Genomic DNA, 13,804 nt, shown 5'->3' with positions numbered 1-13,804 from the left:
CCACGCGCAGGCGTAGTGTCGGCGACATCCGCGATGCTGGATGCCACGACCACCCCGGAGGCCCCCATGACCCGACGCACCTCGTCCCGGCGCCCGTTCGCACGCACGATCGCAGCCCTGGTCGGCGCCGGCGCTGCTGCGTTCGCCCTCGTCGCCTGCGCGTCGACGGGCGCCGGCGACGACGGCACCGCCGACGACGGGCACGTCACCCCCGGCAAGCTGACGGTCGGCACCGGCGAACCGGCCTACTTCCCCTGGGTGCTCGACGACGCCCCCGAGAGCGGCAAGGGCTTCGAAGCTGCGGTCGCCTACGCCGTCGCCGACGAGCTCGGCTATGCCCGCGACGACGTCGTCTGGGTGCGCACGACCTTCGACCAGGCCATCGCGCCCGGCCCGAAGGACTTCGATCTCAACCTGCAGCAGTTCTCGATCACCGACGAGCGGGCCGAGAGCGTCGACTTCTCGTCGCCGTACTACGAGACGACCCAGGTCGTCATCACGGTCGAGGGCTCGCCCGCGTCGGGCGCGTCGTCGATCGCCGACCTCAAGCCGCTGCTCATCGGCGCGCAGACCGGCACCACGAGCTTCGACGCGATCGAGCAGGTCATCCAGCCGGCCGCCGGCGCGATGGTGTTCAACACCAACGACGACGCGAAGCTGGCGCTGCAGAGCGGCACCGTCGACGCGATCGTGGTCGACCTTCCCACCGCGTTCTACCTCACGGGGGCCGAGCTCGACGGCGGTGAGATCATCGGACAGCTGCCCGAGACCTCCGAGGGCGGCGACGAGTTCGGCATCGTGCTCGCGAAGGACTCCCCGCTCACCGCCGACGTGACGGCCGCGGTCGACGCGCTCCGCGCCGACGGCACGCTCGACGACCTCGCGGCCGAGTGGCTCGGCGGCGACGACACGGCACCGGTCCTCGAGTGAGCACGGCAGCGTGACGCGCCGCCCGGCGCGCACGGGCCGATAGCGTTGCTGTCGTGATCACCACCCCCTCCTCCGGCGACGGCGCCACCGGCGCGCCCTCCGGTACCGCCGCGGCATGGCAGCCGAGCGCGCTCGAGCTCGAGCGACGCGGGTACCGGCGCCGCCAGACGCGTCGTTCGGTGCTCATCAGCGCGCTCTCGACCGTCGTGTTCGCGGTGCTGATCGCCTGGGCGCTCATCGGCTCGCCCGGCTGGGCCGCCGTGCAGCACGCCTTCTTCGACCCCGAGGTCGCCCTCGCCTCGCTGCCGCGCATCCTCCAGGGGCTGTGGCTCAACATCCAGGTGCTCGTCGCGGCATCGATCGGCGTCATCGTCTTCGCACTGCTGCTCGCGAGCCTGCGCACCCTCCGCGGGCCGGTGTTCTTCCCGCTCCGGGCGCTCGCAGCCGGATACACCGACCTGTTCCGCGGGGTGCCGCTCATCATCGTGCTCTACCTCGTGGGCTTCGGCGTGCCGGGGCTCGACTTCTTCCCGCGCGTGCCGGTCGCGGTCTGGGGCACGATCGCGCTGATCCTCACCTACTCGGCGTACGTCTCGGAGGTGTTCCGGGCGGGCATCGAGGCCGTGCACCCCTCGCAGCGCCTCGCCGCCCGCGCCCTCGGGCTCAGCCACGGCCAGACCATGCGCCGGGTCGTGCTGCCCCAGGCCCTGCGCAAGGTGACCCCGGCGCTCATGAACGACTTCGTCGCCATGCAGAAGGACGTGGGGCTCATCTCCGTGCTCGGCGCCGTCGATGCCGTGCGCGCGGCGCAGATCGAGCAGGCGCACTACTTCAACTACACGCCGTACGTCGTGGCCGGCCTGCTCTTCGTGCTGCTCGCGTGGCCGATGATCCGGCTCACCGACTGGGTGACCGCCCGCATGCGCTCCCGCGAGCAGATCGGCAGCATCGTATGAGCGGCGGCGACCCCACGATCGTCGCCACCGACGCGACCGGCACCGTGCTGAGCCTCCGCGGCGTCCGCCGCGCCTTCGGCGAGAAGGTGGTGCTCGACGGCATCGACCTCGACGTCGCCGCGCACGAGGTCGTCGCCCTCGTGGGCGCGAGCGGCTCGGGCAAGTCGACGCTGCTCCGCACGGTCAACCTCCTCGAACCCATCGACGACGGCGTGATCCGGCTCCGCGGCGACGACGTGAGCGATCCGCGGGTCGACGCCGACGCCGTGCGGGCCCGCATCGGCGTCGTGTTCCAGCACTACAACCTGTTCCCGCACCTCAGCGTGCTCGACAACGTCGCGCTCGCCTCGCGACTGGTGCACCGGATGCCTCGCCGCGACGCCGAACGGCGCGCGCTCGAGCTGCTCGCCTCCATCGGCCTCGCCGAGCACGCCCGCGCGTTCCCCGACCGGCTCTCGGGCGGCCAGCAGCAGCGCGCCGCGATCGTGCGCGCGATCGCGACCGAACCCGAGCTGCTGCTCCTCGACGAGATCACGAGCGCGCTCGACCCCGAGCTCGTCGGCGAGGTCCTCGCGCTCGTGCGCTCGCTCGCCGATGGCGGCACGACGATCGTGATGGCGACGCACGAGATGGCCTTCGCCCGCGAGGTGGCCGATCGCGTCGTGTTCCTCGACGGCGGTCGCATCATCGAGGCCGCGCCGCCCGCCGAGTTCTTCGGAGCGCCGCGCGAGGCCCGTACGCGCGAGTTCCTCGCGCGCTACCTCACCAGCTGACCGGGCTCACCCGAGCCGAGCCTCCCCGCGCGGGGTCCCAAGCCGGTCGCCGCCCCGATTCAGCTCGCGATCAGCTCGCCCACGACGGTCGGGACGACCGCGGCGATGTCGAGCGCGGCGACCGGGCCCCCCGCGACGGCCTCGCTCGCACGTCGCGCCGCTTCGCCGTGGATCCAGGCCGCGGTCGCCGCGAGGTTCGTGATGACGCCCGCGTCGACGGCGAGCTCGGCGTGGTGCGTCGCAACGAGGGCGCCGAGCACCCCGCCGAGCACGTCGCCGGTCCCCGCGGAGGCGAGCCAGTGCGTCGGCGCCGTCACCGCGATGCGGGAACCCGCCGGGTCGGCGATGCGCGTGACCGCGCCCTTCAGCAGCACGGCGACCCCGAGTTCGTGCGCGGCGCGTTCGGCCCACCCGCCCGGGTCGGCGCGCACCGCCTCGACCGTCGTGTCGACCTCGCGCGAGGTGAGCAGGGTCGCGAGTTCACGCGCGTGGGGCGTGATGACCGTGGGTGCCGTGTGCGTCCCGACGAGGTCGAGCGCACCCGCGTCGAGCACGACGGGCAACCGCGACGCCAGCGCGTGCTGCAGGTCGCCCTGCAGCACGAACGAACGCCGCCCCGGATCGATGCCCGAGCCGATCAGCCACGCCTGCACGCGGCCGGCGACCGTCACGGTCTCGGGCCTGCGCAGCAGCACCGCGGCACGCACGCCCCTCGGCCCGGTGTAGCGCACCATGCCGACGCCGGCCCGAGTGGCCGCCTCGACACCGAGGACCGCGGCCCCCGGGTAGTCGCTCGATCCCGTGATCACGCCGAGCACCCCGCGGGAGTACTTGTCGTCGTCGATGCCGGGTGCCCGCACCCAGCGGGCCGCGTCGGCGGCCGTCCAGTCCTGCCACTCGGTGCCCATGCTCCAACGATAGGTTGGAGGGTGATGTCTCCGACAGCCCTCGCCCCGATCAGCCTGTCCCCTCGAGTCGTCGTGTTCGACTACGGCGAGGTCATCTCGCGCGAGCCGAGCGGAGCCGACCGTGCAGCCCTCCTGGCCCGGGCGGGCGTCGAACCGGGTTCGGGCACCGCGACCGGCGCGTTCTGGTCGGCGTACTGGGCGCACCGCGACGGCCTCGACCGCGGCACGACCTCGATCGCCGACTACTGGCGGGCCGTCGCCCTCGACCTCGGTGTCGAGTGGAGCGAGATCGACGTGCACGAGCTGTGGGCGATCGACCACCGCGGGTGGCTCTCGGTCGACCCGGGAACGCTCGCGGTCGTGCACGCCCTCGCTGCCGGCGGCACCCGGCTCGCCCTGCTGTCGAACGCGGGCGCCGACTACGCGGGATGGCTTCGCCACGGCTCGTTCGCGCCGCTGTTCGAGCGCGTGTTCGTGAGCGGCGAGCTGCGCCTCGTGAAACCCGACGCCGAGATCTACGAGCACGTCATCGACGAGCTCGGCATCCAGGCATCCGACCTGCTCTTCGTCGACAACAAGTCGGAGAACGTCGAGGGCGCCCGAGCTGTGGGCGGCGACGGCCACGTCTTCACGGATGCCTCGGGGCTCGAGCGCTGGCTCCGGAGCCTCGCGTGAGCGAGGGCGACCTGCCCGCGCTCTTCCGGCCCATCACGATCCGCGGGCTCGAGATCCGCAACCGGGTGTGGGTGCCGCCGCTCTGCCAGTACTCGGTCACGGGCCGCGACGGCGCGCCCGGCGACTGGCATCTCGTGCACCTCGGCGCGATGGCGGCCGGCGGCGCCGGGCTCGTCATGGCCGAGGCCACGGCGGTGAGTCCCGAGGGACGGATCTCCGATCACGACACGGGCATCTGGGGCGACGAGCACGTCGAGGCGTGGGCGCGCATCACCCGGTTCATCCGGTCGCAGGGCGCGGCTGCGGGTCTGCAGCTCGCGCACGCGGGCCGCAAGGCCTCGGTCTGGCCCGAGCCCATGCGCCGCCGGGGCTCGCAGCCGCTCGACGAGGGCGGCTGGACGACGGTGTCGGCATCGGCGATCGCCTTCGACGGGCTGCGCGAGCCGGTCGCCCTCGACGCGGCCGGCATCGCGGGCGTCGTCGACGACTTCCGTCGAGCCGCCGCGCGCGCCGTTCGCGCGGGCTTCGACCTCGTCGAGGTGCACGCCGCCCATGGCTACCTCGTGCACCAGTTCCTCTCGCCCCTGTCGAACGGGCGCACCGACGAGTGGGGCGGAACCCTCGAGAACCGCGCCCGGCTGTTGCTCGAGGTCGTGCGCGCGGTCCGCGCCGAGATCGGCGAGGCGATGCCGCTCTTCGTGCGATTCTCGGCAACCGACTGGACCCCGGGCGGCTGGGACGAGGCGCAGACCGCGCAGGTCGCCCGCTGGGCCGAGGAGGCCGGCGCCGACTTCTTCGACGTCTCGACCGGCGGCCTCGTCGCCTCGGCCGACATCCCCGTCGGCCCCGGGTACCAGGCCCGGTTCGCCGAGTACGTCGGCGAACGATCGGATGCCCCGGTGTCGGCCGTCGGCCGCATCACGAACGCCGCGCAGGCCGAGGCGCTCGTGGCGGAGGGCCGCGCCGACGCGGTGATGCTCGGCAAGGCCATGATGCGCGACCCGCATTTCGCGATGCGGGCCGCGCACGAACTCGGTGCGGGCACCTCGATGTGGCCGAGCCAGTACCTGCGGGCTCGGCCCGAGCTCAACGACGGCGAATGGTGACGGGCGCCATCACGCGCCGCGCGTCATCGCCTCCCGCAGTCGCGCCGCCGCCTCGCTCCGCTCCGGCGACATCTCGCCGAGGGCGAAGATGTTCCCCTCGCTGTCGCTGAACCAGGCGGCACGCTCGCCGTCGAGGTCGGCGACGCCGTCGACGGTCGTGAGCCCGGGAAGGTCGTAGTCGTGGAAGACGACCCCCAGCGTCCGCAGCGCCGTCATGTCGCGGTCGAGATCGTCGGTGAACAGGTTGAACGCGGTGTTCTGCGCGGTACCGGCGTAGTCGGTGCGGTAGACCATCACCACGACGCCGCCGATCTCGTAGAAGAGCGACTCGTCGTCCTCCATCAGCGGGTCGCGGCCCAGCACGTCGTGCCACCATTGCCGCGAACGGGCGATGTCCGCGGCGGGCAGCACCGCAGACGCCATGATCTTCTCGAACATGATCTTTCCTCGGGTTCCTCGGGCCGAGCCAAGTCTACGCCTCCGATCGCGATCGAGGAGGGGACGGTGCGACGTGTCGAGACGCCCGCGCCCCTATCCGCGCCGAGTCGCGTCCTGCACCTCGCCGACGAGCTCCTCGATGATGTCCTCGAGGAAGATCACGCCGCTGGTCGCGCCGTCCTCCTGGAAGGTGCGGGCGACGTGCGTGCCGAGGCGCCGCATCGTGGCGAGTGCGTCCTCGAGGTCGGTGCCGTCGAAGATCGACACGAGCCGGCGCACCCGCTTGGCCGGGATCGGATCGTCGAACTCGTCGTCGTCGAGGTCGATCACGTCTTTCAGGTGCACGTAGCCGTCGGGCTCGCCGTCGGCATCGAGGATCGGATACCGCGAGAACCCGCGGCGGGCGACCGCCCGCTCGACGTCGCCGGGCGTCGCCCCCGGCGGGAGGCTCACGAGTGCCGACACCGGCACCGCGACGTCCTTCACGCGCTTCGCGGTGAACTCGAACGCCGCAGTGAGCGTGCCGCTCGCATCGTCGAGCACGCCCTCGCGGCGCGACTGGTCGACGATCGTCTGCACCTCCTCGAGCGTGAACGTCGAGTTGGCCTCGTTCTTCGGCTGGACGCCGAACAGCCGCAGCACCCCGTTCGCCGTCGCGTTGAGCGCGACGATGATCGGCTTGAAGATGCGCGCCAGGAACACGAGCGGCGGCGCGAGCAGGAGCACCGCCTTGTCGGGCACCGAGAAGGAGAGGTTCTTCGGCACCATCTCGCCGAACACGACGTGCAGGTACGAGACGAGCACGAGCGTCACCACGAACGCGACCGTCGCCACGACCTCCTCCGACCACCCGGTGAGGTGCAGCGGCACCTCGAGCAGGTGGTGGATCGCGGGCTCCGAGACGTTCAGGATGAGCAGCGAGCAGACCGTGATGCCGAGCTGGCTCATCGCGAGCATGAGCGTCGCGTGCTCCATGGCCCAGAGCGCCGTCTTGGCGCTGCGTCGCCCCCCGTCGGCGAGCGGCTCGATCTGCGAGCGGCGCGCCGAGATGACGGCGAACTCCGCGCCGACGAAGAAGGCGTTCGCGATGAGGAGCACCACGAGCCAGACGATTCCGATCCAGTCGCTCATCGACCCGCCTCCTCGTCGTCGCCGGGCTCGGCGGGCACGGGCTTCGGCACGAACCGCAACCGGTCGATGCGCCGGCCGTCGAGCCGTTGCACGACGAGCGTGCCCTCGTCGATCGTCACCTCGTCGCCGACGACGGGCAGCCGCCCGAGCGCCGACATCACGAATCCGGCGACGGTCTCGTAGTCGCCGTTCTCGGGCACGTGGATGCCGGTGCGCTCCTCGAGCTCGTCGGGACGCAGGATGCCCGGGAAGCTCACGACGTCGCCGCGGCGCACGATGCCCGCGCGTGTGCGGTCGTGCTCGTCGGCCACCTCGCCGACGAGCTCCTCCACGAGGTCCTCGAGTGTCGCGACGCCCGCGGTCCCGCCGTACTCGTCGACCACGACCGCCATCTGGAATCCGCGTCCGCGGAGCTCGCCGAGCAGCGCGTCGAGCTTGATCGTCTCGGGCACCCGCAGCGCGTCGGACTGGAGGGCCGAGGCCGGCACGTCGCTCCGCCGCTCGCGCGGCACCGCGACGGCCTGCTTGACGTGCACCACGCCGACGATGTCGTCGAGATTCTCGTCGTAGACGGGGAAGCGCGAGAACCCGGTCTGCCGGGCCAGCTCGAGCACGGCCTCGGCGGGCTCGAGGCGCTGCACGGCGGCGACCCTGGGCCTCGGCGTCATGACGTCGGATGCGTCGTGGTCGGCGAACCTCAACGTGCGACCGAGCAGCGTGGCGGTGTCCGCTTCGAGCAGCCCGGCGCTTGCGGAGCGCCGGACGAGCGACGACAGCTCCTCGGCCGAGCGCGCCCCCGAGAGCTCCTCCTTCGGCTCGATGCCGATCGCCCGGAGGAGCGCGTTCGCGCTGCCGTTGAGCAGGACCACGGCCGGCCGGAACACCCAGGTGAACGCCGCCTGGAACGGGATCACCAGCTTCGCAGTGGCGAGCGGGAGGGCGAGCGCGAAGTTCTTCGGGACGAGCTCGCCGAGCACCATCGACAGCAGCGTCGCGACCACGACCGCGGTGGTCGCCCCGACCGGCCGGACGAGTGCCTCGGGCAGCCCGGCCGCCGTGAGCGGACCCGCGAGCAGCGACGAGATCGCAGGCTCCATCGTGTAGCCGGTGAGCAGCGTCGTGAGGGTGATGCCGAGCTGTGCGCTCGACAGGTGGGTCGAGGTGATCTTCAGCGCGGCGATCGTCATGCCGAGCCGGCTCTCGCCGCGCTCGCGGCGAGCCTCGAGGTCGGCGCGATCGAGATTGACGAGTGCGAACTCGCTCGCAACGAACAAGCCCGTGCCGATCGTGAGGAGGAATCCGATGCCGAGGAGTATCCACTCAGACAACGCGACCTCCCCGAACGGTCACGGGCGAGGGTCTATGGCCGGGCGTAGTCGCAGAGGGAGGATCGTCCATTGTCGATCCAGTATATCGGCGACGACGCGGGTATCCCGGGCGAACCGCACCGAAGCGCGGCGCAGCGGCCTACCAGCTGACCGGCAGCGCCTTGCCCTCCTCGTAGCCGGCCGCCGACTGAATGCCGACGAGCGCGCGCTCGCGGAACTCGTCGAGCGTGCGGGCGCCGGCGTAGGTGAACGAGCTGCGCACGCCCGAGGTGATCATGTCGAGCAGGTCCTCGAGCGACGGGCGCAGGGGATCGAGGTAGATCGACGACGACGAGATCCCCTCGGCGAAGAGCTCCTTGCGGGCGAGATCGTACGCGGAGAGCCGGTCGAACCGCTCGCGCACCGCCTTCGTCGACGCCATGCCCCAGCTCTCCTTGAACAGGCGACCCGACGTGTCGCGCCGGAGCGTGCCGGGCGCCTCGATCGTGCCGGCGAACCACGAGCCGATCATGACCGACGAGGCGCCCGCGGCGAGCGCGAGCGCCACGTCGCGCGGATAGCGCACGCCGCCGTCGGCCCAGACCCGCGCGCCGAGCTCGCGGGCCGCCTCGGCCGTCTCGAGCACCGCCGAGAACTGCGGGCGGCCGACGGCCGTCATCATGCGCGTCGTGCACATCGCGCCCGGTCCGACACCGACCTTCAGCACGTCGGCGCCCGCCTCGACGAGGTCGGCGACCGCGCCCTCGGTGACGATGTTGCCCGCGACGATCGGCAGCCCCAGGTCGAGATCGCGCACGATCGACACCGCGCGCACCATGCCCTCCTGGTGCCCGTGCGCGGTGTCGACGACGAGCATGTCGACCCCGGCCGCGGCGAGCGCCGTCGCCTTCGCCGCGACGTCGCCGTTGATGCCGACCGCGGCGGCGACCCGGAGCCGACCGTCGGCATCGACGTTCGGCGAGTAGATCGTTCCGCGCAGGGCGCTGCGCCGGCTCAGCGTGCCGACCACCCGGCCGTGCTGCAGCACGGGGGCGAACTCGAGGTCGGCATCGACCATGAGATCGAACGCGCGACGCGGGGTGTCGACGTCCTCGGCGTCGAGCGACGGGATGCCGCCGTGCACGAGGTCGCCGAGCCGGGCGTCGGGAAGCGCGCTCGCGAGACGCGTGGCCACGAGGCATCCCGCATAATCGCCCCTCTCGTCGTGCAGCACGATGCCGTGGCCGTCGACGGGCGGAATCGCCTCGAGCGCCTCCGCGACCGTCGTGCCCGGCGCGAACGAGTGCGGCGTGTCGAACGCCGGCGACTGCGCCTTCACCCATCGGATCGACTCCGCCAGGTCTTGCAGGTGGAGGTCCTGCGGGAGGACCCCGATGCCGCCGCGGCGGGCGAGCGTCGCGGCGAGGCGGGGCCCAGTGATGGAGTTCATGTTGGCCGACACGATCGGCACCGACGCACCGGAACCGTCGTCGGGTGCGAGCGAGACGTCGAGCCGGCTCGTGACCCCCGAGCGGCTCGGAACGAGGAACACGTCGGAGTAGGTGAGGTCGTGCGTCGGCGCGGTTCGGTAGAACTCCATGCCCCCAGCGTAGGCGGCGCGCGACGACGTGCGCCGGGCGCCGCGCGCGGGGTTTAGGCTTGTGTGGGTGATCGGCCACGTTCGCGTGCGCGGCCGGGTCGATCTCCGCAAACCAGCATCAACGGAGAGAGTGGGCGAGAGGCTGTGTCGAGCCAATTGACCGGGGCGGGAGCCGACGAGACGGCGTCGGGCGAATACGGGGCCAATGAGTGGCTCGTCGACGAGATGTACGAGAAGTACCTCGCCGACCCCGAATCGGTCGACAAGACCTGGTGGCCGGTGCTCGAGCAGTACCACCGCGTGCAGACCGACGGCGGTGCCGCGTCGAACGGCGTCGGAGCCGAAGCGCCCGCGCCGGCCGGACCGGCCGCTTCCGCGCAGCCGGATGCGCCGACCCAGACGGGCGCCGAGCCGGCGGCCCCCGCCGCCGATGCCCCTGCGCAGCCCGCGCCGGCGACCGCGCCGATCCCCGTGATCGGCCAGACCCCCGCGGCACGGACCACCTCCGTCGCGCCGCGCACCCAGCCGGTTCCGGCCGACGTGCCCGTCACGAGCCCGCAGCCGGTCGTCGCCGAGGCCCCCGAGGAAGACCAGGTCGTCACCCTCAAGGGCATGCCGAAGGCCCTCGCCGCGAACATGGACGCGTCGCTCACCGTGCCGACCGCGACGAGCGTGCGCACCGTGCCGGCGAAGCTCATGATCGACAACCGCATCGTGATCAACAACCACCTGCGGCGCACCCGCGGCGGCAAGATCAGCTTCACCCACCTCATCGGCTGGGCGCTCATCCAGGCGCTCAAGGACTTCCCGAGCCAGAACGTCTACTACTCCGAGGTCGACGGCAAGCCGAGCCTCGTGAAGCCCGCGCACATCGGCCTCGGCATCGCGATCGACGTCCCGAAGCCCGACGGCACCCGTGCGCTCCTCGTGCCCGCGATCAAGCGCGCCGAGACGATGACGTTCAACGAGTACCTGACCGCCTACGAAGACCTCGTCTCGCGGGCCCGCCAGAACAAGCTCAAGGCCGACGACTTCTCGGGCGCCACGATCTCGCTCACGAACCCCGGCGGCATCGGCACCGTGCACTCGGTGCCCCGCCTCATGAAGGGCCAGGGCTGCATCATCGGTGCGGGCGCCCTCGAGTACCCGGCCGAATTCCAGGGCGCGAGCGAGAAGACGCTCGCCAACCTCGCGATCGGCAAGACCATCACCCTCACGTCGACCTACGACCACCGGGTCATCCAGGGCGCCGGCTCGGGCGAGTTCCTGAAGAAGGTCCACGAGCTGCTGATCGGCCAGCGCGACTTCTACGAGGGCATCTTCGCCGCGCTCCGCCTCCCCTACGAGCCCATCCGATGGGCGCCCGACATCGCCGTCGACGTCGCGAGCGCGATCGACAAGACCGCCCGCGTGCAGGAGCTCATCAACTCGTTCCGCGTCCGCGGTCACATGATGGCCGACACCGACCCGCTCGAGTACGTGCAGCGCTCGCACCCCGACCTCGACATCGCGACCCACGGGCTCACCTTCTGGGACCTCGACCGCGAGTTCGTCACCGGCGGCTTCGGCGCCAAGCGCAAGGCGCTGCTGCGCGACATCCTCGGCGTCCTGCGCGACTCGTACTGCCGCACCATCGGCATCGAGTACATGCACATCCAGGACCCGGTGCAGCGCCAGTGGATCCAGAACGAGGTCGAGCGCCCGTACGAGAAGCCGACGCACGACGAGCAGATGCGCATCCTGCGCAAGCTCAACGAGGCCGAGGCGTTCGAGACCTTCCTGCAGACGAAGTACGTCGGCCAGAAGCGATTCAGCCTCGAGGGCGGCGAGTCCGTCATCGCCCTCCTCGACGAGATCCTCCAGGGTGCCGCGAAAGAGGGCCTCGACGAGGTCGCCATCGGCATGGCCCACCGCGGGCGGCTCAACGTGCTCACCAACATCGCCGGCAAGACGTACGGCCAGGTGTTCCGCGAGTTCGAGGGCACGGCGTCGGCGCACGGCTCCGGCGACGTGAAGTACCACCTCGGCACCGAGGGCACCTTCACCGCCGACGACGGACACCAGGTGCCCGTCTCGCTCGCGGCGAACCCCTCGCACCTCGAGGCCGTCGACGGCGTGCTCGAGGGCATCGTGCGCGCGAAGCAGGACCGCAAGCCGATCGGCACCTTCTCGACCCTGCCGATCCTCGTGCACGGCGACGCAGCCATGGCCGGCCAGGGCGTCGTCGTCGAGACGATGCAGATGTCGCAGCTGCGCGGCTACCGCACCGGCGGCACCATCCACGTCAACATCAACAACCAGGTCGGCTTCACGACGGTGCCGGGCGACGCCCGCTCGTCGATCTACTCGACCGACGTCGCCAAGACCATCCAGGCGCCCATCTTCCACGTGAACGGCGACGACCCCGAGGCCGTCGTGCGGGTGGCCGAGCTCGCGTTCCGATACCGCCAGGAGTTCAAGCGCGATGTCGTCATCGACCTCGTCTGCTACCGCCGCCGCGGCCACAACGAGGGCGACGACCCCTCGATGACGCAGCCGCTCATGTACAACCTGATCGAGGCCAAGCGCAGCGTCCGCAAGCTCTACACCGAGGCGCTCGTCGGTCGCGGCGACATCACCGAGGCCGAGTACGAAGAGGCGCACCGCGACTTCCAGGACCGCATGGAGCGCGCCTTCGCCGAGACGCACGCGGTGCAGACGGGCGCGATCGACGTGGTCGGCGCGACCGCACAGGTGCACCCGCCCGAGCCCGCCACCGGCGAGCTCGAGACCACCGGCGTCTCGCTCGAGGTCGTGCACGCCATCGGCGACGCCTTCAACAACAAGCCCGCCGGGTTCACGGTGCACCCGAAGATCCAGCAGCTGCTGCAGAAGCGCCACGACATGAGCCGCAACGGCAACATCGACTGGGGCTTCGGCGAGCTGCTCGCGCTCGGATCGCTGCTCGTCGAGGGCACGCCGGTGCGCTTCGCCGGCCAGGACGCCCGCCGCGGCACGTTCGTGCAGCGCCATGCGGTGCTCCACGACCGCGTGAACGGCCAGGAGTGGCTGCCGCTGCAGAACCTCGCCGAGAACCAGGCCCGCTTCTGGATCTACGACTCGCTCCTCAGCGAGTACGCGGCCATGGGCTTCGAGTACGGCTACTCGGTCGAGCGGGCCGACGCGCTCGTCCTGTGGGAGGCGCAGTTCGGCGACTTCGCGAACGGCGCGCAGACCATCATCGACGAGTTCATCTCCTCGGCCGAGCAGAAGTGGGGCCAGCGCTCGAGCGTCGTGCTGCTGCTCCCCCACGGCTACGAGGGCCAGGGCCCCGACCATTCGAGCGCCCGCATCGAGCGCTACCTGCAGCTCTGCGCCGAGAACAACATGACGGTCGCGCGCCCCTCGACGCCCGCATCATACTTCCACCTGCTGCGCCGGCAGGCGTACGCCCGTCCGCGGAAGCCTCTCGTGGTCTTCACGCCCAAGGCGATGCTGCGCCTGCGCGGTGCGACGAGCCCGGTCGACGACTTCACGCAGGGCAAGTTCGAGCCGGTGATCGACGATGCGCGCATCACCGATCGCTCGAAGGTCAAGCGCGTCGTCTTCGTCTCGGGCAAGATCTACTACGACCTGATCGCCGAGCTCGACAAGCAGCAGAACACCGAGGTCGCCGTCGTCCGCGTCGAGCAGCTCTACCCGCTGCCGGCCGTCGAGCTGAAGGCCGTCGTCGACGCCTACCCCGACGCCGAGCTCATGTGGGCGCAGGACGAGCCCGAGAACCAGGGCGCCTGGCCGTACTTCATCATCGAGACGAACAAGCTCGGGCCGCGCCCCGTCGAGGTCGTCGCCCGACAGCCCGCGGCGTCGCCCGCGACCGGGTCGGCCAAGCGCCACGCGGCCGAGCAGGCCGAGCTGGTGCGCCGGGCCACCACGCTCTAGCCGATCGGCCGGTACGACGAAGCGGGATGCCTCCACGGCATCCCGCTTCGTCGTATTCG

At 71.4% G+C, this 13,804-nt stretch carries 11 protein-coding genes; 6 read left to right on the top strand and 5 right to left on the bottom strand.

Translation table 11 applies throughout. The annotated features are described in order from the left end of the window. Positions 1 to 66: 66 nt before the first annotated feature. From PX701_RS13865 to PX701_RS13855, 3 genes are read left to right on the top strand one after another with little or no spacing between them, the layout of a single operon-like run. On the top strand, positions 67 to 930 hold the full coding sequence (locus PX701_RS13865) for an ABC transporter substrate-binding protein (RefSeq protein ID WP_275506628.1): 864 nt from the start codon (positions 67 to 69) through the stop codon (positions 928 to 930). Positions 931 to 983: 53 nt separating this feature from the next. Further along, positions 984 to 1,886, top strand: a complete 903-nt coding sequence (locus PX701_RS13860) for an amino acid ABC transporter permease (RefSeq protein WP_376931135.1) — start codon at positions 984 to 986, stop codon at positions 1,884 to 1,886. After that, positions 1,883 to 2,659 (top strand): amino acid ABC transporter ATP-binding protein, encoded by a 777-nt coding sequence (locus PX701_RS13855; RefSeq protein ID WP_275506627.1) that lies wholly within the window; start codon positions 1,883 to 1,885, stop codon positions 2,657 to 2,659. The genes PX701_RS13860 and PX701_RS13855 overlap by 4 nt, the downstream gene beginning before the upstream one ends. A gap of 59 nt (positions 2,660 to 2,718) precedes the next feature. Here the strand turns inward: PX701_RS13855 and PX701_RS13850 are convergent, their stop codons facing one another. Then, the gene (locus PX701_RS13850; RefSeq protein WP_231431526.1) at positions 2,719 to 3,567 is read right to left on the bottom strand and encodes an ADP-dependent NAD(P)H-hydrate dehydratase; all 849 of its coding nucleotides are present in this window, start codon (positions 3,565 to 3,567) and stop codon (positions 2,719 to 2,721) included. A 24-nt stretch (positions 3,568 to 3,591) separates the two neighbouring features. Between PX701_RS13850 and PX701_RS13845 the strand changes: the two genes are divergently transcribed. Then, positions 3,592 to 4,242 carry an HAD family hydrolase gene (locus PX701_RS13845; protein WP_275506626.1) on the top strand — a complete coding sequence of 217 codons (651 nt, stop codon included), beginning with the start codon at positions 3,592 to 3,594 and terminating at the stop codon, positions 4,240 to 4,242. A gap of 11 nt (positions 4,243 to 4,253) precedes the next feature. After that, entirely contained in the window at positions 4,254 to 5,348 is a 1,095-nt protein-coding gene (locus tag PX701_RS13840) for an NADH:flavin oxidoreductase/NADH oxidase (protein WP_231432366.1), read from the top strand. 9 nt (positions 5,349 to 5,357) lie between these two features. Here PX701_RS13840 and PX701_RS13835 read toward each other — a convergent pair whose 3' ends face one another. From PX701_RS13835 to guaB1, 4 genes are all read right to left on the bottom strand, one after another. Further along, entirely contained in the window at positions 5,358 to 5,786 is a 429-nt protein-coding gene (locus PX701_RS13835) for a VOC family protein (protein WP_231431528.1), read from the bottom strand. Positions 5,787 to 5,879: 93 nt separating this feature from the next. Continuing rightward, on the bottom strand, positions 5,880 to 6,917 hold the full coding sequence (locus PX701_RS13830; protein WP_275506625.1) for a hemolysin family protein: 1,038 nt from the start codon (positions 6,915 to 6,917) through the stop codon (positions 5,880 to 5,882). Continuing rightward, complete coding sequence (locus PX701_RS13825) at positions 6,914 to 8,245, bottom strand: hemolysin family protein (RefSeq protein WP_231431530.1); 1,332 nt, start codon at positions 8,243 to 8,245, stop codon at positions 6,914 to 6,916. Before PX701_RS13825 ends, PX701_RS13830 begins: the two co-directional genes overlap by 4 nt. Before the next feature lie 139 nt (positions 8,246 to 8,384). Next, on the bottom strand, positions 8,385 to 9,824 hold the full coding sequence (gene guaB1 / locus PX701_RS13820) for a GMP reductase (RefSeq protein ID WP_231431531.1): 1,440 nt from the start codon (positions 9,822 to 9,824) through the stop codon (positions 8,385 to 8,387). A gap of 144 nt (positions 9,825 to 9,968) precedes the next feature. On the opposite strand from guaB1, the gene PX701_RS13815 reads away from it, so the two are divergent. Beyond that, positions 9,969 to 13,745, top strand: coding sequence for a multifunctional oxoglutarate decarboxylase/oxoglutarate dehydrogenase thiamine pyrophosphate-binding subunit/dihydrolipoyllysine-residue succinyltransferase subunit (locus PX701_RS13815; protein WP_275506624.1), 3,777 nt, complete (start codon positions 9,969 to 9,971; stop codon positions 13,743 to 13,745). Positions 13,746 to 13,804 lie beyond the last annotated feature (59 nt).

This window comes from Agromyces chromiiresistens (assembly GCF_029167465.1).
GTDB lineage: Bacteria > Actinomycetota > Actinomycetes > Actinomycetales > Microbacteriaceae > Agromyces > Agromyces chromiiresistens.
This window is presented reverse-complemented; position numbering and strand designations above follow the sequence as displayed.